This window comes from Staphylococcus sp. FSL K6-0223 (assembly GCF_038008285.1).
Genome location: NZ_JBBOYX010000002.1, coordinates 529,759 through 548,825 on the forward strand (window position 1 = coordinate 529,759; position 19,067 = coordinate 548,825).

At 33.1% G+C, this 19,067-nt stretch carries 15 protein-coding genes and 2 pseudogenes; 1 reads left to right on the forward strand and 16 read right to left on the reverse strand.

Going from position 1 to position 19,067, the window contains the following annotated elements; all coding sequences use genetic code 11:
* Positions 1–15: 15 nt before the first annotated feature.
* The 3 genes from MHI13_RS13515 to MHI13_RS13525 all read right to left on the reverse strand — a co-directional run bounded on the left by MHI13_RS13515 (position 16) and on the right by MHI13_RS13525 (position 3,572).
* Entirely contained in the window at positions 16–882 is an 867-nt protein-coding gene (locus MHI13_RS13515) for a 2-oxoacid:ferredoxin oxidoreductase subunit beta (RefSeq protein ID WP_023350371.1), read from the reverse strand.
* Entirely contained in the window at positions 883–2,643 is a 1,761-nt protein-coding gene (locus MHI13_RS13520) for a 2-oxoacid:acceptor oxidoreductase subunit alpha (RefSeq protein ID WP_340761283.1), read from the reverse strand.
* 134 nt (positions 2,644–2,777) lie between these two features.
* Positions 2,778–3,572: a TIGR00282 family metallophosphoesterase gene (locus MHI13_RS13525; protein WP_064210579.1), complete on the reverse strand. Its 795-nt coding sequence runs from the start codon at positions 3,570–3,572 to the stop codon at positions 2,778–2,780.
* A gap of 160 nt (positions 3,573–3,732) precedes the next feature.
* Between MHI13_RS13525 and MHI13_RS13530 the strand changes: the two genes are divergently transcribed.
* A complete protein-coding gene (locus tag MHI13_RS13530; protein ID WP_002437019.1) occupies positions 3,733–3,948 on the forward strand; it encodes a hypothetical protein in 216 nt (71 codons plus the stop codon).
* Positions 3,949–4,291: 343 nt separating this feature from the next.
* Here MHI13_RS13530 and rny read toward each other — a convergent pair whose 3' ends face one another.
* The 13 genes and pseudogenes from rny to rnjB form a co-directional block, all read right to left on the reverse strand.
* Complete coding sequence (rny, locus tag MHI13_RS13535) at positions 4,292–5,851, reverse strand: ribonuclease Y (RefSeq protein ID WP_064210578.1); 1,560 nt, start codon at positions 5,849–5,851, stop codon at positions 4,292–4,294.
* Positions 5,852–6,083: 232 nt separating this feature from the next.
* Positions 6,084–7,136, reverse strand: a complete 1,053-nt coding sequence (gene recA / locus MHI13_RS13540) for a recombinase RecA (RefSeq protein WP_002437037.1) — start codon at positions 7,134–7,136, stop codon at positions 6,084–6,086.
* A 168-nt stretch (positions 7,137–7,304) separates the two neighbouring features.
* Positions 7,305–8,453: a CinA family nicotinamide mononucleotide deamidase-related protein gene (locus tag MHI13_RS13545; RefSeq protein WP_064210577.1), complete on the reverse strand. Its 1,149-nt coding sequence runs from the start codon at positions 8,451–8,453 to the stop codon at positions 7,305–7,307.
* A 141-nt stretch (positions 8,454–8,594) separates the two neighbouring features.
* Complete coding sequence (gene pgsA / locus MHI13_RS13550) at positions 8,595–9,176, reverse strand: CDP-diacylglycerol--glycerol-3-phosphate 3-phosphatidyltransferase (RefSeq protein WP_002469863.1); 582 nt, start codon at positions 9,174–9,176, stop codon at positions 8,595–8,597.
* 27 nt (positions 9,177–9,203) lie between these two features.
* A complete protein-coding gene (locus MHI13_RS13555; protein WP_002436354.1) occupies positions 9,204–9,596 on the reverse strand; it encodes a helix-turn-helix domain-containing protein in 393 nt (130 codons plus the stop codon).
* A gap of 18 nt (positions 9,597–9,614) precedes the next feature.
* Entirely contained in the window at positions 9,615–10,442 is an 828-nt protein-coding gene (locus MHI13_RS13560) for a YmfK family protein (protein WP_002436330.1), read from the reverse strand.
* A 158-nt stretch (positions 10,443–10,600) separates the two neighbouring features.
* Positions 10,601–11,308 carry an elongation factor P 5-aminopentanone reductase gene (gene ymfI, locus MHI13_RS13565; protein ID WP_064210576.1) on the reverse strand — a complete coding sequence of 236 codons (708 nt, stop codon included), beginning with the start codon at positions 11,306–11,308 and terminating at the stop codon, positions 10,601–10,603.
* Positions 11,308–12,594: an EF-P 5-aminopentanol modification-associated protein YfmH gene (gene yfmH / locus MHI13_RS13570; protein WP_064210575.1), complete on the reverse strand. Its 1,287-nt coding sequence runs from the start codon at positions 12,592–12,594 to the stop codon at positions 11,308–11,310. Before yfmH ends, ymfI begins: the two co-directional genes overlap by 1 nt.
* Positions 12,594–13,868, reverse strand: coding sequence for an EF-P 5-aminopentanol modification-associated protein YfmF (gene yfmF / locus MHI13_RS13575; RefSeq protein ID WP_081253944.1), 1,275 nt, complete (start codon positions 13,866–13,868; stop codon positions 12,594–12,596). The genes yfmH and yfmF overlap by 1 nt, the downstream gene beginning before the upstream one ends.
* A gap of 41 nt (positions 13,869–13,909) precedes the next feature.
* Entirely contained in the window at positions 13,910–14,620 is a 711-nt protein-coding gene (locus MHI13_RS13580; RefSeq protein ID WP_037548864.1) for a GntR family transcriptional regulator, read from the reverse strand.
* Positions 14,621–14,622: 2 nt separating this feature from the next.
* Positions 14,623–16,083 (reverse strand): annotated as a pseudogene (locus MHI13_RS23485) (DNA translocase FtsK); the annotation flags it as partial.
* Between the two features lie 12 nt (positions 16,084–16,095).
* Positions 16,096–17,043: pseudogene (locus tag MHI13_RS23490) on the reverse strand (cell division protein FtsK); the annotation flags it as partial.
* A 257-nt stretch (positions 17,044–17,300) separates the two neighbouring features.
* Complete coding sequence (gene rnjB, locus MHI13_RS13590) at positions 17,301–18,974, reverse strand: ribonuclease J2 (RefSeq protein ID WP_064210572.1); 1,674 nt, start codon at positions 18,972–18,974, stop codon at positions 17,301–17,303.
* Positions 18,975–19,067 lie beyond the last annotated feature (93 nt).

The window sequence follows — 19,067 nt, forward strand, 5'->3', positions numbered from 1 at the left end:
TCAGATAACAAAAAATTATATAAATTGAGCTGTCAAATCATTAAACGTATCTTCTGAAATATGAACATCTTTTTTAGCTAGAGCCTCATCTTCAAGTTCATTAATTTGAGATTCGTATGAAGGCGTTTCAGTATCTTGATAGACAATACCTTTAACTAGCGATTCGTGCTCTAAAACTGTTCGCATAGCTAACTGTTTATCTGAATTATCATAATCGTCAATATCATCAATGCTAGTTAAATGCTCTTTAAACCAATCATAAGTGTTAACTTTGTTATATGTTACACAAGGTGAGAATACATTAACAAATGAAAATCCATCATGATTAATCGCATCCTCAATCATTTTAGTTAATGCTTTAATATCACTTGAAAAACCTTGTGCTACAAATGTAGCACCTGATGAAAGTGCTAATTCTAATGGGGCTACATTTTTCTCAATATTCCCTTTAGGTGTAGATTTAGTTACAAAACCTACTGCTGAAGAAGGTGAGGTCTGACCTTTAGTTAAACCGTAAATCTGATTATCCATGACAATGTATGTCATATTCATGTTTCTTCTTAATGCATGAATCGTATGCCCCATACCGATTGCATAACCGTCTCCATCGCCACCTGAAGCAATAACAGTTAAATCTTTGTTCGCCATTTTAACACCCTGTGCTAAAGGTAAGGCACGTCCATGTATAGCGTGAACACCATAAGAATTAATGTATCCTGATAATCTACCAGAACATCCAATACCTGTAATAATTGCAACTTCTTCAGGTTCCAAACCTACATTGGCAGCTGCTTTTTGTATGGCCGCTTGTACAGAGAAATCTCCACATCCTGGGCACCAATTTGGCTTAACATTATTTCTAAAATCTTTGAATGTAGCCAATTAAACCAACTCCTTAATTTCCTTGACTATCTCTAATCCTTTATCTTCAATTTCATGAGGTAAGAAAGGTGTACCATCATATTTAGTTTGGTTCACTAATTTTTCTTCTACTTTTGTGTTCATTTTTAAAATATTAGATAACTGACCTTGATAATTATGTTCAGCTACAATCACTTTAGATGCTTTATCGATTGCATGTTGAATCGTATCTTTAGGGAATGGATGTAACTGACGAATTTGTATAGTATTAACTTTAATACCTTGAGATTCCAAACGTTCTGCGCCTTCGTTAATAGCACCTTTGGTAGAAATAAAACCTATATATAATAAATCTGCCTCATCATATTTTTCATTAGATTCAATAGGTTTTTCTATAACTAGATTTTCTGTTTTACGCATACGTTTTTCCATTTGTGCTTGTCTATTAGAAGCCGCTTCACTAGGTTTACCTTCTTCATTATGTTCAACACCAGTGATGTGATGAATGCCACCTTTTACACCCGGAATAGGACGAGGTGAAATTCCATTACCTGTTAAGGCATATCTTCTAAAGTAGCCTTTATCATCTTCTTCACGTTCTATATCAGATTGAAGTAATTCGCCACGTTTAATTTGAATCTTATTATAATCTAATGACTTAACTGTTTGTTTACCTAAAGAAAGTTGTAGATCACTTAAAATAATGACAGGACATTGATATTCCTCTGCTATATTGAATGCCTCTACTGTAAGATAGAATGCATCTTCAGCATCAGTTGGAGCAACTACAATTTTTGGAATATCACCGTGTGTACCATATATCATTTGCATTAAATCTGATTGTTCTTGTTTAGTAGGTAAACCTGTTGAAGGTCCTCCACGTTGAGTGTTGATGACTACGAATGGTGTTTCAGTCATTCCTGATAAACCAATTGATTCCATCATCAATGATAAACCAGGACCTGCACTTGCTGTAAACCCTCTTACACCAGCATAGTTAGACCCTATAGCCATTGTAGCTGCAGCAATTTCATCTTCCGTTTGAACAACAGTGCCACCGACTTTAGGAAGATTAGCAATCATATACTCCATAATTTCAGATGCTGGAGTAATAGGATAAGCAGCCATAAATTTAGAACCTGCTGATATTGCTCCTAATCCAATTGCATCATTACCTATCATATACAAGTGAGGATCTTCATTAATTGCTTCTAATTCAAAGTCTCCCTGAATAGAACTTAGGTGTTCTTTCATTAAACGATAACCTTCGTTAAGCGCTTCGATATTCATATCAACTACTTTTTCTCCCTTTTTAGAGAACATGTTCGTAATTAATTCTTCAAAAGTAGTTGTGTCTAAATTCATAAGCGCTGAAGTAGCTCCAATAGCCACCATGTTTTTCATCAGTGCTGTCCCAAGTTCTTTAGCAGTGCTTGTAAACGGTAAATCTATAAGTTGCGCTTTACAGCCTTCTGGTTTCGTCGGTTTAGCCTTAGAATCCGCAATTATAATACTATCCTCTCTCATTTCATGATGATTTAACTCAATCGTTTCTTGATCAAATGCAATTAAGATATCTAAATCATCACTAATGGCATGAACAGGCGTAGTTGATACTCTTATTTTATTGTTAGTATGACCACCTTTAATTCGACTTGAAAAGTGTCTGTAACCATATAAAAAGTATCCCTTCCTATTCATTGCAGTAGCGAAGATTTCTCCAGTAGATTCGATACCTTCACCTTGTTGTCCGCCCACTTTCCATGATAGTTGTGATTTCATATCACATGCCTCCTGTGGATATAATTCATATTTAATAATAACAAAAGAAACCACCGTTTTACTATGTAAACAGTGGTACAAAATTAAATTCATACTAATGGACGATAACCTTTAAACACTATTAAGACAGGGGTTTATCCCTGAAAAGGATTGTCGTCATTTATTAATATTCTTTCAATTTGTGTTGTTTTACCTTCTTTATCTAAATCAATAATGACGCCAGATAAAACACTGCGCCCTTCATCTGGTACGACGTGTCTTTGAGGTAAACTTGTAATAAATCTATTAATCACTTCTTCGCGATTGATACCTAAAATTCCATCATAATATCCTGTCATACCCACATCAGTGATATAGCCAGTCCCGTTTGGTAAGACGCGATTATCAGAAGTCTGAATGTGAGTATGTGTTCCAACTACTGCACTCACTCTACCATCTAGATACCAACCCATAGCATTTTTCTCAGAAGTTGTTTCTGCATGAAAGTCGACGAAGATGTAAGGAGTGACTTTTCTTGCTTCTTCTATCAATTGATCCGCCTTTTTAAAGGGGTCATCAATATCTTGCATAAATGAACGTCCTTGTATGTTAATAATAGCTAATTTTATTTCATTAATTTGAATATAACGCATTCCAACTCCTGGCGCTTCTTCTGGAAAATTAGCCGGACGAACCATGCGATGTGCATCATCGATAAAGTCATAAATTTCTCTTTGACCATAAGTATGGTTACCCATAGTCATGAAATCTACGCCTTCTCTTAATAATTGTTTATAAATCTTCTCTGTTAACCCTTTGCCATGTGCTGCATTTTCAGCATTTACAATGGAGACTGTAGGGCGATAACTTTGTTTTATTTTTGGTAAATATGTAGAAATTGCTTTTCTACCGATTTTTCCAACGATATCTCCAATAAACAATATTCTCATAAATCGTTCATCCTCTCATAAATAGTTTAATAGATACCGTCATATAATTAAAGTATCCAGTACAAATTAATTATTCTGAATATTAAAAGACTTTTCTTTTTTGTATTTATTTAATATGTTAATATGAAGTTAACAAAATTCTAGGAGTTGTAAATCATACATGTCTATTAATATTGATCCTGAAAAATTTGCAGAATTAGTAGTAAACGCGAATCCAGCAAAATCTGATGAACCAGAAGATATTGCTAAAGAAAGCTTAACACTCTATATTAATGCTTACCGTTTAGCTGAAAAATATTCAAACATTGCTACTAATTGTTACGATACAGCTGAAATCATTAAAGAAATCAATGATGCAGACCTACAATTAAAATAATTTAAAAACTAATTATTAAAAAATAAGTTTTTAGGAATCAACATAATCAATTGATTATGTTGATTTTTATTTTATGCCAAACTCTTTCGTCATACTTGAATCTTCGTTTCAAGCATAAGAGCCACTAACCGATTTCTCGGTAAGTTTCATTGTCATACTTGAATCTTCGTTTCAAGCATAAGAGCCACTAACCGATGTCTCGGTAAGTTTCATTGTCATACTTGAATCTTTGATTCAAGCATAAGAGCCACTAACCGATTTACCGGTAAGTTTTTCGTCATACTTGAATCTTCGTTTCAAGCATAAGAGCCACTAACCGATGACTCGGTAAGTGGCTCTAAAATTATTTTGCATATTCTACTGCTCTAGTCTCTCGAACAACTGTCACTTTGATGTGACCAGGATATTGTAATTCTTCTTCGATTTGATCTTTGATATCTCTAGCCAATCTGTATGATTTTAAATCATCAATTTCTTCAGGTGAGACAACTACACGAATTTCTCTACCTGCTTGAATTGCAAATGCTTTTTCAACTCCATCATAGCTCTCAGATAAAGCTTCTAATCTTTCTAATCTTCTAATATAGTTTTCAAGTGTCTCTTTACGAGCACCCGGTCTCGCTGCTGATAAGGCATCTGCAGCCGCAACTAAAATAGAAATAATAGAAGTTGGCTCTACATCACCATGATGTGAGTGAATAGCATTAGTTACTGTTTCATTCTCACCATATTTCTTAGCTAATTCAACACCTATTTCTACGTGACTTCCCTCAACCTCATGGTCAATAGCTTTACCAACATCATGAAGTAAACCTGCACGCTTAGCAAGAGTAACGTCTTCGCCTAACTCTGCAGCTAACATACCTGAAAGGTGCGCCACTTCAATAGAATGTTTAAGCACATTTTGGCCATAACTAGTACGATAGTTTAATCGACCAAGTATTTTAACTAGATCAGGATGCATGTTATGAACATTAATTTCAAATGTAGCTTGTTCACCTGCATCTCTAATAATATCGTCAACTTCTTTTCTAGCTTTCTCAACCATATCTTCAATACGACCAGGATGAATACGACCATCTGAAACTAAGTTAACTAATGCTGTTCTAGCTATTTCTCGTCGAATTGGGTCAAAGCCTGATAAAATAACCGCTTCTGGAGTATCATCAATAATCAAGTCTATACCAGTAAGCGTTTCTAATGTACGAATATTTCGACCTTCTCTACCTATGATACGACCTTTCATTTCATCATTAGGTAAATTAACAACTGATACAGTTGATTCAGTTGTATGATCGGCTGCTAATCTCTGTACTGTAGTAGCAAGTAATTCTTTTGCTGTTTTATCTACTTTTTCTTTCGCTTCTTTTTCTTTTTCTTTAACAAGTATTGCAATATCTTGTGACAGTTCTTCTTCAACTCGTTGAAGTTGTTCATTTACAGCTTCTTCTTGAGTGAGACCGGAGATGCGTTCTAATTCTTGTTCATGCTTCATTATTAATGTTTGAACACTACTCTCTTTTGCATCTACTTGTTGTTGTCTTTCTTCAATTTTTGATTCTTTTTGTTCTAAAATCTCATCTTTTTTATCTAAAAGATCAGATTTTCGATCCAAGTTCTCTTCTTTTTGAAGAAGTCGGGTTTCTTGTCTTTGAAGTTCCCCACGTCTTTCACGCAGTTCACTTTCAGTTTGTTCTCTTAAAATTTGGTTCTCTTCTTTTGCCTCAAGTAACTTTTCTTTTTTAATATTGTCAGCTTCTTTATTAGCATAAGCGACAATATCTTCGGCAGTTTGTCTTGCTTGAACTTGTTTTTGGTGTAATAAATTTCGGGCAACGACATACCCTACAACAACGCCTAGAATTATCCCCAGCAAAATGAGTAGGAGGCTTAATAAATTCACATAAACACCTCCTTTATCTAGGGTTTGCTCTGTATATCAAAATCAATATGATTATATGAAATTATATAAGAATCATACACACTAATTGTACGTTTTTCGACAGAGAAGTGTCAAGGTATGAAATTCCTTATCCTACGTTTAAAATCCTTAGTTATTGTGAAAATTTAGTCTAAAAAAATGGATAGCAAAAAGCCATCCATTTTAAACTTACATATATGCTTTTGAATAAAAATTATTCTTCATCAAATAAAGTTTTAGGTGCTTCTTCTTCAGCGTCTGTTTCTTCAACGTCTCCATCGAATATACCTAATTTTTCTCGTAATTTACGATCAATTTCTTCTTTAATTTGAGGGTTTTCTTTTAAATAAGTTTTAACGTTTTCTTTACCTTGACCCATTCGATCACCATTATAAGAGTACCAAGCACCAGATTTATCAACGATGTCATTTTCAACACCTAAGTCAATTAATTCGCCTTCTTTAGAAATACCTTGACCGTACATAATATCTACTTCAGCTACTCTGAATGGAGGTGCTACTTTATTTTTAACAACTTTAATTTTAGTTCTGTTACCTACGATATCTTGGCCTTGTTTTAATTGTTCAGCTCTTCTTACTTCTAATCTTACAGAACTATAGAATTTTAATGCACGTCCACCTGGTGTAGTTTCTGGGTTACCAAACATCACACCAACTTTTTCACGAATTTGGTTAATAAAGATTGCAGTTGTGTTTGATTTAGAAATTGCACCGGATAATTTTCTTAAAGCTTGAGACATTAATCTTGCTTGTAAACCGACATGTGTATCTCCCATTTCACCTTCAATTTCAGCTTTAGGAGTTAATGCTGCCACTGAGTCAACCACGACGATGTCAACTGCACCACTTCGAACAAATGCTTCAGCAATTTCAAGTCCCTGTTCCCCATGATCAGGTTGAGATAAGTATAAGTTGTCAATATCTACGCCTAAAGCTTGAGCGTATACAGGATCAAGTGCATGTTCAGCATCAATGAATGCAGCTACTCCACCGTTTTTTTGAACCTCTGCAATTGCATGTAAAGCAACTGTTGTTTTACCTGAACTCTCAGGTCCATAAATTTCTATAATTCTTCCTTTAGGATAACCACCTACACCTAGGGCATTATCCACTGTTACAGAACCACTTGATGTGCTTGATACTTTACGACCTTTATTGTCGCCTAATTTCATAACAGCACCTTTACCAAATGATTTCTCCATATTTTTTATAACTGTATCTAAAGCTTTTTGACGTTCGTTATCCAAAGCGAGACCTCCTAATTACGAAAGTAATCTTTTTTAATATCTTATCTTTACTATACAAGCTATCCATTTAAAACACAAGCGTTTTACGAATATTTGTTCGTGTAATTCTAATAATAAGTGATGCAAAATCGAACAAACGTACTTATTTTTAAAACAGTAAAAGAATAATCATTGATTTTCAAACCATTTTAATAATTTAATCATCGCATAATTTTGACTTCTGCTTCTTAATAAATTTCTACTTTGAGTCATTTTAAAAGTATCGACGTTTAATACCTCTCCATCGTACATTGCTAAGTAGACGTCTTCATTTTCATGTAATAAAACAATACCCAAATCAGTTTGGTATAAATCTTTTACATATTGCGCTGCATTAAATAATTGGTCGTGGATACTATCTGTAGTGTCTATAAATAAACCATTGTGTGGTAACAATCCATTAAGTACATTATTTTGATCTACATTTTTAAGTCTTGTATATAAAGCACCATTTGTTACTCCATCATATATAGCAAACGTTTCATTTATTCTAGACATCACAGCCTCTTCAAGAGTAATGTCATCAGATCCATAGTAATAATCACCTATACGGTCGAGTATTTCCCTCTTGACGGGGGCAATAAGATTTTTGCAATCATTCTTTGAATCAGAATTGGCAGTAATTCTAATATAAACTTCATGTGTTCCAGCTAAAGGAGCTATAGTTGGATTAGTTTGATTTTCTATAAGATCCATGAGTATCGTCTCAACTTTAGATTCACCTATTCCGGCAAATCTTAATAACTCTGAAAAAATGACGCTATCGTCATCTAGTAAGTAAGGTAATAGCTCATTCTTTGCCATGGGCTTCATTTCACTAGGAGGCCCTGGTAAAAGCACAACCTTTTTATCATTCTTTTCAATTAACATTCCCGGCGCCATACCAGTTTTATTTGGTAATACTTTGCAACCATCAATAACCAATGCTTGTTGTTTATTATTAGGTGTCATTTCTTGTCCTTGCTCTTTAAAATAACTCTCAATATATTCTAGAGAAGCCTCGTCAGTAACTAATTCTTTACCTAAAACTTTAGCTACAGTATGTTTAGTTAAATCGTCTTTAGTAGGTCCTAACCCACCTGTTAACACAAGAGTATCAAAACGTTCTAATCCTTGACTGATAATGTATTCCAATCTTTCCGGATTATCTCCAATTACAGTATGCTCAACCACGTTTTTACCAATACTATTAAATAGTTTGGATAAATACTGACCATTCGTGTTTGCTATTTGACCTAAAAGTAATTCAGAACCTACAGCAATTATAGATACTTTCATCAACTTTCACCCCTTTGACCATCTTTTTTCGCAATAAATTCATTATATATTTTCTGATTTAATAAATCTAAAAAAAGAGTTCAAAAAAGACTAAACTTTATAATCATACTTTTATAAAGCCTAGTCTTGTAAATTCGTATGTTATTTAGATTGTTTAAATACATCTCTACCTTTGTAGAAATACTCAATGCCAGAAAGGATAGTGAAGAACACTCCTATATAAAGTAATGTCACACCGAGTGGAAAATGAATATAATGAACGAGTGGATCACCTAGTAGTATCCAAATAATCGCAACCATTGTGACTGCTGTTTTAATTTTACCTAGTTGACCCGCCGCACTTACAAATCCTTGTTCAATTTGTAATAAACGTAAGCCTGTAACCGCAAATTCACGTGCAATAATTATTATAGCTACAACTGAATTCGTAAAACCTAATTGCACCATTACAATAAGAGCACTCGCTACTAAAAGTTTATCAGCTAATGGATCTAAAAATTTACCCATATTTGTAACAAGTTGCCATTTACGTGCTAAATATCCATCTGCAAAGTCACTTAACGATGCAAGAATAAAAATAATTGCACTTATTAAAATTTCAATTCTAATGTGATACCCGCCTAAAAAAGATACCTTTCCAAATCCGAAATCTACTAACGCAAATAGTATGAAAACGGGTATCAATATAACTCTAAATACCGTAATCTGATTCGGTATATTCATAATAAATCCTCATTTCTTAAACTTTATTTATATAATTAACACTGCAAGAATCCAAAGTATTAAAGAAACTATTACTATAAAACCAATTAGCATTATCAATTGCATCGTTTCTTTTGACTTACTTCGATACGAGGGAGCTTCACCGTTCGAGAAAGCAGCAATTAATTCATCAATTTGATTCTGATTATTTGGTATTTCGTCACGATGAGCCTCAATAAGTTGATTAGGTTCAATGTTGACTACATTAGCATATTTACGGATAAATCCCTCTGTGTAATCCTTTTTGGCTAATAAATCAAAATCATTATTCTCTATATGTATCAGAGTTTGACGCTTAAGTTGTGTTCGTTGCTCAAGTTCATTTAAAGTCATACCTAATCTTTCACGTCTACCTTTTAATGCTTCACCAACAGTTTTCACACATAGCCCTCCTCAAACCTATTCAAAGAATCCAAATCCTCCACCAAATGGATCACCGAAATCTAAATTATTTTTACTTTGAATCGTCTGTTTTTTCATTTCATCATAATGTATTTCTTGATTTTCATTTTCTCTTAATTCAATGATATAGTCAAAGTCTTCCATACTATAATTACACGCTTCTACAAATAAATCTGGATGCTCAACTACTTTAATCGAAGGGAGTGTCATAACTTCTCTAACTAAATCTTGGTGCTTAGGATTAGATTCACGAGCCGTCACTGCTCCATCAATAATATAAACATGATTTGAATCATATTCACCTTTGATTAAAGAACTTCTTACTGTCTGCTTAATTAAAGTAGAACTAATAAACAGCCATCTTTTATGCGCACATACGCTTCCAGCCACGATTGATTCTGTCTTACCCACACGTGGCATACCTCGTATTCCTATTAACTTATGTCCTTCTTCTTTAAAAAGTTCAGCCAAAAAGTCTACAAGTAAACCTAAATCTTCTCTCTCAAATTTAAACGTTTTTTTATCATCCGCATCTTGTTCTATGTATCTACCATGTCTAACTGCAAGACGATCTCTAAGTTCTGGTATTCTTAATTTGGTAATGTCAATTTCATTAATTTCTTTAACTATTTGTTCAAAACGTTCAACTTTTTCTAGTTTATCAGTTTTGATAAGTAAACCCCTTTTGCCTTGATCAACACCATTAATTGTAACAATACTAATTCCTAACATACCTAATAAACTTGATATGTCCCCAAGTAATCCTGCACGATTAATTGTAATCTCATATTCAAGATACCATTCTTTTCTTTCTGCTACTGCCATGATTTAACCACCCCTTGTTTTCAATCACGCACTTGAAAGCTTTTTTCAAAGTATGATTTAAAAACATTATAACATCGATTAGGAAACGCGCACTTAGGAATTGTATTTATTTTCATATAAAATCAAAACCTAAATTACTTACAAAATACTTTAAATTTTTATAAATACCATGCTCCATTTACCTTTTGAACAGTACCTGTAATACTTCTAGACATGGGATGACACAAATACGCACAGACATGGGCCACCTCTTCAGGTTCAATCATTCTATTCTGAGGTAATTCTTGAAGTATTGAATCTCTTTCCTCTTCTGACCACACCTTGCTCATATTACCTGAAACAAATCCTGGAGTTATAGCATTTACGGTTACTGACGTAAGCGCAAGTTCTTGACTAAGCGCTTTAACGAAACCTATTTGAGCACTTTTCATAGCTGAGTAAATAGTTTCCATGCTTGCACCTGTTTCTCCCCAAATAGAAGAAATAACTACAATTCGGCCGTTTTCACTTCTTCTTAAAATATCTACAAAAAATTTGGATAAACGAATAAATTGTCTTAAGTGAAGAGCGTAACTTTTATCAATATCATCATCGCTCATATCTTGTAACATGCCATATAATGCTGTGCCGCTAGTATAAACGAGACAGTCTAATTCATTAATGTGTCCAAAATAATCCTCTAATTTTATATTTTGAGATAGATCACATTTGAGAAATTCTACATTTTGGTTATGATTAAATTTTTGTTTCAAGGCTTCTAATTTAGAAGAATGATAGTGAACAGTTACGTGATACCCTTCGTTTAAGAGTTGCTTGACAATCGCTGAACCTATAGTACCTGAACCACCAAGTACGAGTGCTTTCATTATGGTTTCATCTCCAAACGACTATCGACAAGTTGTTCAAAATTTAGAAATAGTTCAGATGTTTCATTAACACTTTCGAGTGTTATATTTTCAACAATTTCTAACATGTCAAAAACACTTACACCTTCAAAATATAATTTCGCATATTGATTAGCAATGTACTCAGGTGAATTTAAACTTGAAATAAACTCTCCGATAAATTGTTTTTTTAATAAGTCGAAAGCTTCTTGATCAACTAATTGTCCTCTGTACTTCTTCAATTCATTGAGTAATAATTCTTTTAATTCATCCGGTTGCTGTGTTGCACTGGTAATAATAGAAAAGCTATAGCTAGGTTCAAGCACAAATTGATATCCAAAAGTTTCATCAATTAAATCTTTATTTAATAAGTTTTGATAAAAATCCGTTTCTTCTCCAAAAATCAACTCATAGAAAAATGTCATTTCTAAATCTCTTTGTACATATTTTTCCGAGTTTTCTTTAAGTGGTTGATTTTTAAAACCTAACATTAACCTTGAAGATTGCAATTTCATCTGCTCTGTAACGTTGTGTTGATTCACTTCAATGGGTTCATCAATTTCTGCACGCTCAATCTTAGGTTGGTTGGTCTTATTTCGCTTTGCCTCATGTTGTTCTACTAAATCAATCATATTTTGAGGGTTTACGTCACCAACAATAAATAAAACCATATTTGATGGATGATAAAAAGTTTCATAACAAAGGTATAAATCATCCTTAGTGATATCGTAAATACTCTCCACACTACCAGCAATATCGACGCGAATAGGATGGTTTGAATACATCGCTCTCAAAGTATTGAACATTAATTTGTAACCAGGTTGTTCTTGGTACATTTTAATTTCTTCAGCAATGATACCCTTTTCCTTATTAACCGTTTCCTCAGTAAAATAAGGCGTTTCAACCATATCTAATAAACGCTTAATATTACTTTCAATATTGCTTGTAGCACTAAATAAATAACTTGTACGGTCAAAACTTGTAAATGCGTTAGCTTGAGCATTTTCCTCAGCAAAAGCTGTAAATAAATCTTCTTCTTCTTTTTCAAAAAGTTTATGTTCTAAAAAATGTGCTACACCATCTGGCACTTTTACAAATTGTTGGCTTCCAATAGATTTGAAATGATTATCCAAAGAACCAAATTGTGTCGTATAAGTCACAAATGTTTTTTGGAATCCTGGTTTAGGTATTATAAACAGCTTAAGCCCATTATCAAGTTCATGTTCATAGACTTTCTCATCTATCAATTCATAATTATGTACCTTCATTATTCACTTTGACCTCCTTTCGTTAAAACATAGATTGTATCTAGCATGGCTTCATTAGCTAATTTTATAACATCTTCTCTTGTGACAGCATTAATTGCAGTGATGAATTCTTCTTCAGATTGAGGTTTGTCTAATAACACCTGATTATGTAATAGTTCGATAATACTTTTAGGTCTGTCAGTAGATTCATGTCTATGAGAGATAATAATTTTCTTTGCCAATTCTAATTTATCATCATCAAAATTACCATCCTTTAATTTTTCAAATTCATCTAAAATAGTAACTTTGGCAATCTCATATTTAGAAGCCGAAACTCCACTAAGAACAAATAAAAATCCATTCTTTCCATCGATTTGTGAATGTATAGAATAGGCCAAACTTTGCTTTTCTCGAACTTCATTGAATAGCACTGAAGAAGGGTCGCCACCAAACATCATGTTTAAAACTACGAATGCATAATAGTTCTCTTTCCCAAAATAAGTTGGGAAACGATAACCAAGATTGAGTTTAGCTTGGTCCACTTCATCATTATCAATGATAAATTTAGATGATTTATTTGGATCTATATGCTCAGGTCGAGTATTACTTTCAAATTTGAATGGTTTAATATTAAAGTTTTCTTGTATTGTATCTATCACATTTTGTTTATCTACATTTCCAACTACGTAAATTGCACAATCATCGTTATGTAACATTGATTTATATGTATCATACAAGTTTTTAGCAGTAACATGAGGTATTTGTTCTACTTGACCTGTAGCTAAATATTTATAGGGTTCATTTTCAAACATATGATTCATTAATTTTAAAAATGAATATTGAGCTTTATTATCAATCATTGCTTCAAGCTTTTTAGTAAGCAAAGATTTTTCCTGTGCTACATAGTTCTCATTAAACTGTTCATCAATAATTAAAGGATTCCAAATAAGTTCTTTAAGCGTCTTAAGACCCTTCTCAAATAATGGAGTTGAGTCCTTTAAATAACGCTCATTAGCAATTTCTAAAGAAATTGTAATCACATGTTTATCCTTAAATTTAGATACAAAACTATTGATATATGCACCATATAATGATGATAAATGTCTATTTAACACTTTATCGTTAGGCCATTGTTGTGTAGCACGTACTAAGACTTTACTTAAAATTGAACGCGCCGTTATTGTTTTATAATCTAATGGCGCCATAAATTTAAAGGTCACCATGGTTGTTTTAAATTTTTTAGTTGGTAAAACGTTAATATGTATATTGGAATTGTCTAATGTATTATTTTCCAAACGGCATACCTCCCATTCCTGTAAAAACATTTAATATTTACTTAGCTTTTATTTATTTTAAATTTAACCAAACTACTTTTAATATAGTTTAATGAATATAAAATAGGTTGATCTTGCTCATCATAATGAACAACCTTTAATAGCATTAAACCTTCATGTGGAGAAGCGTTTAACACTTCTGAAATATGAGGTTCATAACTAATTGCTTCTAAGTCCATTTCTGCATGTTTAACCTCATGTCCTGTTGATTCTTTAATAGCTCTTAACATAGAGCCACTACTTTTTTGATAGTCTGTACAAGTTAGATTTTGTTTAGCGATTTTATCTAAACAGTAAACTACTGGTATTTGATCAGCCGTTCTTAATCTTTCAATGATAGTCACAGGTTCTTTATCACTTATTTCTAATAATTCAGCATCAAGAATAGTTGCTGGTTGTTCATCAAAATTTAAATATTCTATACCTGCTTTATACCCAGCTTCTTCAATCATATTACTAATACTTACTAACTTATCTAATGGATAAAAGAAGGGAGGCTGTTTTTTAACACTAGTCCCCTCTTCAAAATTATCAGTTACAATTTGTTCGGTAATTAATTCACCAATCCCATCATAAACATCGTCCGTTTTCACGTTGAGTGCACGTGCAATTGATAAATTACTTGGTAGCTTACCAGTATTATCCAATTCTCCATTTTTTATTAACTTTAAAATGTATTGTTTAACTCTATAAATCGCATTCATTTCCGACATTTTTACACCTCATCATTATCTAAATCAACTAGAATTTGTCTTGGTTTACTTCCTTTTTGAGGACCGATGACTTGATTACGTTCTAAATCGTCCATTAATCGTGAAGCACGATTATAACCAATTCTAAATTGTCTTTGTAATAAAGATGTGCTCGCTTTTTGTTGTTCTATTACAAACAAGTAGGCTTCATCATATAAGGAATCTTCACTTTTCATCTCTGATTTATCAACTGGTGCGTCAGGTTCCATTTCTTTTACATAATTTGCTTTTTGTTGTTCTACAACGTAGTCCACTACATCTTGAACCTCCTTATCGCTCAAGAAGGCACCTTGGATACGTGTTTGAGTCGATTCACCATTACCAATATATAACATATCGCCTTTACCTAATAACTTATCGGCACCACCTGAACCTATAATAGTTCTAGAATCAGTTTGTGAACTTACTGCAAAAGCTATACGTGAAGGAATATTATTTTTAATGATACCAGTGATTACGTCTACTGAAGGTCTTTGAGTGGCTACTATTAAATGAATACCTGCAGCTCTAGCCATTTGAGTAATTCGTTGAATCGCATTTTCAACTTCTTTACCTGCGACCATCATTAAATCTGCTAACTCATCAACAATAACTACAATGTAAGGAAGTTCTGATTGTTTCTCTTCTAACTCTTCATTTTGTTTACGAATATACTGATTATATCCTTCGATATTTCTTGTTGAAGAATGTTGGAATAAATCATAACGACGTTCCATTTCTGCAACTACTTTATCAAGCGCTTGCGATGCCTTGTGTGGATTAGTTACTACCGGGATAAGTAGATGAGGTATGCCATTATATACGTTTAATTCTACCATTTTCGGATCAATTAACATAAGTTTTACCTCATGCGGCTTAGCATTAAGTAAAATGCTTGTGATTATTCCATTGATACATACTGATTTACCACTACCTGTAGAACCTGCTACAAGTAAATGAGGCATTTCATTGAGTTGTATAGATACAGGTTCTCCAGATATATCTCGTCCAATACCAACTTCTAATTTATGTTGAGATGGAAACTTCTCTTCTAAAACTTCTTTAAGTGATACTAATGAAATTTTGTCATTAGGAACTTCGATTCCTACTGCTGAACGTCCAGGAATAGGAGCTTCTATACGAACATCTTTCGCTGCTAATGCTAAAGCAATGTCATTATGTAAGTTAACGATTTTACTTACTTTAACACCTTGAGCTGGCTGAACTTCATATTGAGTTACCGCAGGACCAATTTTAATTTGGGTCACTTTCGCATTGACACCAAAATTCTTCATTGTAGATTCTAAGACCTGACCTTTTCTTTGAACTTCAGCTTTAGAAGTAGACTGTTGTTTAGCTGGTTGATTAAGTAATGATAAAGGTGGAACCACATACTCCACATTTGCTACTTCTCCAGCTTCAGAGATTGATCCTTCAGCGTTACTGCTATCATTGTCATTGTCTTCATTAGAACTTGAAACATTACCTTTGTTGTCACTCTGTTTAATATCTTGTGAGTTTGAAGTGATTCCACTACTATTAGCCTCATGATCAAAAATACGCTTTTTACGTGTCTTAGGTGCACTATTGCTTTTATCTTCTTGGTCACTGTGCCCGTAAATAGGTATGTCATTATTTTGTGGAACTTCAGGAAGATCACTAACATCTTTGACATTTTCTTGTTGCAATCTTTCTTGTTCTTTCTTTCTCTTTTTCTCTTCAGATCTCTCTGCTTTTAATTGAGCCCTCTCTTCTTTTCTAGCTTTACTCGTTTCTCTTTTGTCTCTAAATGATTCTGAAGCACTTTTACTAGATGATTTCATACTTTCAAATAGGCTTTTACTTACATCTCTATGTCTTAAGTTTGATAAAAGTATGATACTTGAAGCTATTAGTAGAACAGTAATAATTATAACGCCAGCTATTGATATAAGAGGTATTAATAATTTAAATAAGTAAAAACCTATTAAACCTCCTCCGAAGTTAGGAAAGTGTGTATGTTCATATGATTTATAAACATATGATAATACTGGCTCTCTTTCAGATGACACGCCTTTACTAAAATGGTAATAAAGTTGCGTTATACATAGCAAAGCAAATTGCAAAACAAGCGCACCAATACTTCGACGCGTTTTAGGAATTTTTTTAGAATATGTAATGAAGACTGTACCTAGAATCACTAAAATATAAGTCAGAAATCTACTCATACCGAATAGATAATTGAAGAAACTATCAATCATTTGACCAACTATGCCTAATTGAAAAGCTCCTAAAACGACAAGAATGATTATGACAATAGCAATGATGTAGCGTAAAGGGCTCTCATTTTGTTTTTTTCTTTTACTATTTTTACGCGTAGCATTACTTTTCCTTCTAGTCGTTGTTTTTTTCTTTGTTTGTGGCAAGATTTCACACCTTCTTTTTTAATCTTTCACAGTTATTTAATTACGGCCTAATAATAACTATTATGTATATATTTAATAAGATGAAAGAGGCAGGGACAATTAATTGTTTAAAGCCATCTCAATTATTCTTATATCCCAATTAGATATGTTTGAACAAAAATTAAGAAGACCTCGTTGCAGAGCATAATCATCTTAAATCCCTTAAATGATTTGCTATACACAATTGTCCCAACCTCTTCAAATGTTATTTATTAAGATTAAATCTCAGAAATTACTGGAATAATCATTGGACGACGTTTCGTGCTTTCAAATAATAATTTGCTAATTTGATCTCGCATATTTTGCTTAATTTCAGACCATTCTATACGTTTTTCTTGTAAACCTGCTTCTACAATTGTACGCACTTTTTCTTCGGCTTCATTTAATAATTCTTCACTTTCTCTAACATAAACGAACCCTCTTGATTGAATTTCAGGTCCTGCAGCGATACGTCTATTCTTAGGATCTAGCGTGACAACAGCAATGAAAATTCCATCTTCAGCTAATAAATGGCGGTCTCTTAAGACAATATTACCTACGTCTCCGACACCAATACCATCGATAAGTACATTACCTGAATTTACCTTTTCATTGAGTACCATATCTTTACCGTTGTAATTGATCACATCACCTTTTTCAACTAAGAAAATCTTTTCAGGTGCTACACCTGATTCTGCTGCTAATTTAGCGTGAGCAATTTGCATTTTAAATTCACCTTGCACTGGAATAAAGTATTCAGGTTTCATTATATTTAACATCATTTTTAATTCTTCCATACAACCATGACTTGAAGCATGGATTTTTTTATTGTTAGGGATGATGTGTGCCCCTGCACGTACAAGTTCATTTAAAGTATCAGCTATGATAACTTCCATATTAGCAGAAGCCGTGATTGCTAAGAATACTGAATCGCCTTCTTCAATATTCATAATTTTATGTTTCTTTTGAGCCATTTGGCTTAAAGCCTCTACAGGTTCGCCTTGCATACCAGTTGCAATAATAATAACTTCATTTTTAGGATAATTATCAACTTCATTGATAGGAATTAATAAATCCTTCGGAATATCAAAATATCCCATCTTACGAGCAATATTAAATGAACTTTCAAGTGAGCGACCTAAGAATGATACTTTTCGATTCAATTTACTAGCTATATTTAGAACTTGTTGTATGCGAATAAAATTTGATGCATAGCAAGAAACAATAAGTCTTCCTTTAACTTTAGTGAATGCGTCATACATGTGATGTTCAATGACATTTTCAGGAGTGTTATAGCCAGGTTTTTCTGCTTCTGTAGAATCACTAATTAAAGCAAATACACCTTCATCACCAATTTCAGCCATGCGCTTCATATCAGGTGCATATTGACCATGTAAACTTTGGTCGAATTTAAATTCTCCTGTATATACAATTGAACCATAAGAAGTATGAATGCAAATCCCCAAGCTATCTGGAATACTGTGTGTAGTATTAAAGAAGCTCACATTCACATTTTTAAATTTCATTACTGAATCATGAGATACTGTATAGTAGCGCACTTTTTTCTTAATATTACGGGCCTTCATATTTTCTTTAATAAGTGCAATCGTTAATTTAGAACCATAAACTGGCGCGTCAATTTGCTCTAAAATATAGCTAACTGCACCAATTGCGTGCTCATGACCATGTGAAAGGAAAATACCTTTTAATTTATCTTTGTTTTCAATTACGTACTGAATGTCAGGAATAACGATATCCACACCTAACATTTCATCTTCAGGGAACATTAATCCCGCATCTAACATAAACATTTCATCGTCTACTTCAACGATGTACATATTTTTAGCGATTTCGCCTACACCACCAAGTGGTATGATGCGAATATCTTTATTTTTTTTCTTTATTAAATTCAAAATGTTACCTCCTATAAATAATGACCCGTCCATATATAAACTCACCATTTATTATAAGTTAAAATATGCGTGATGTACACTATTATTGCACGG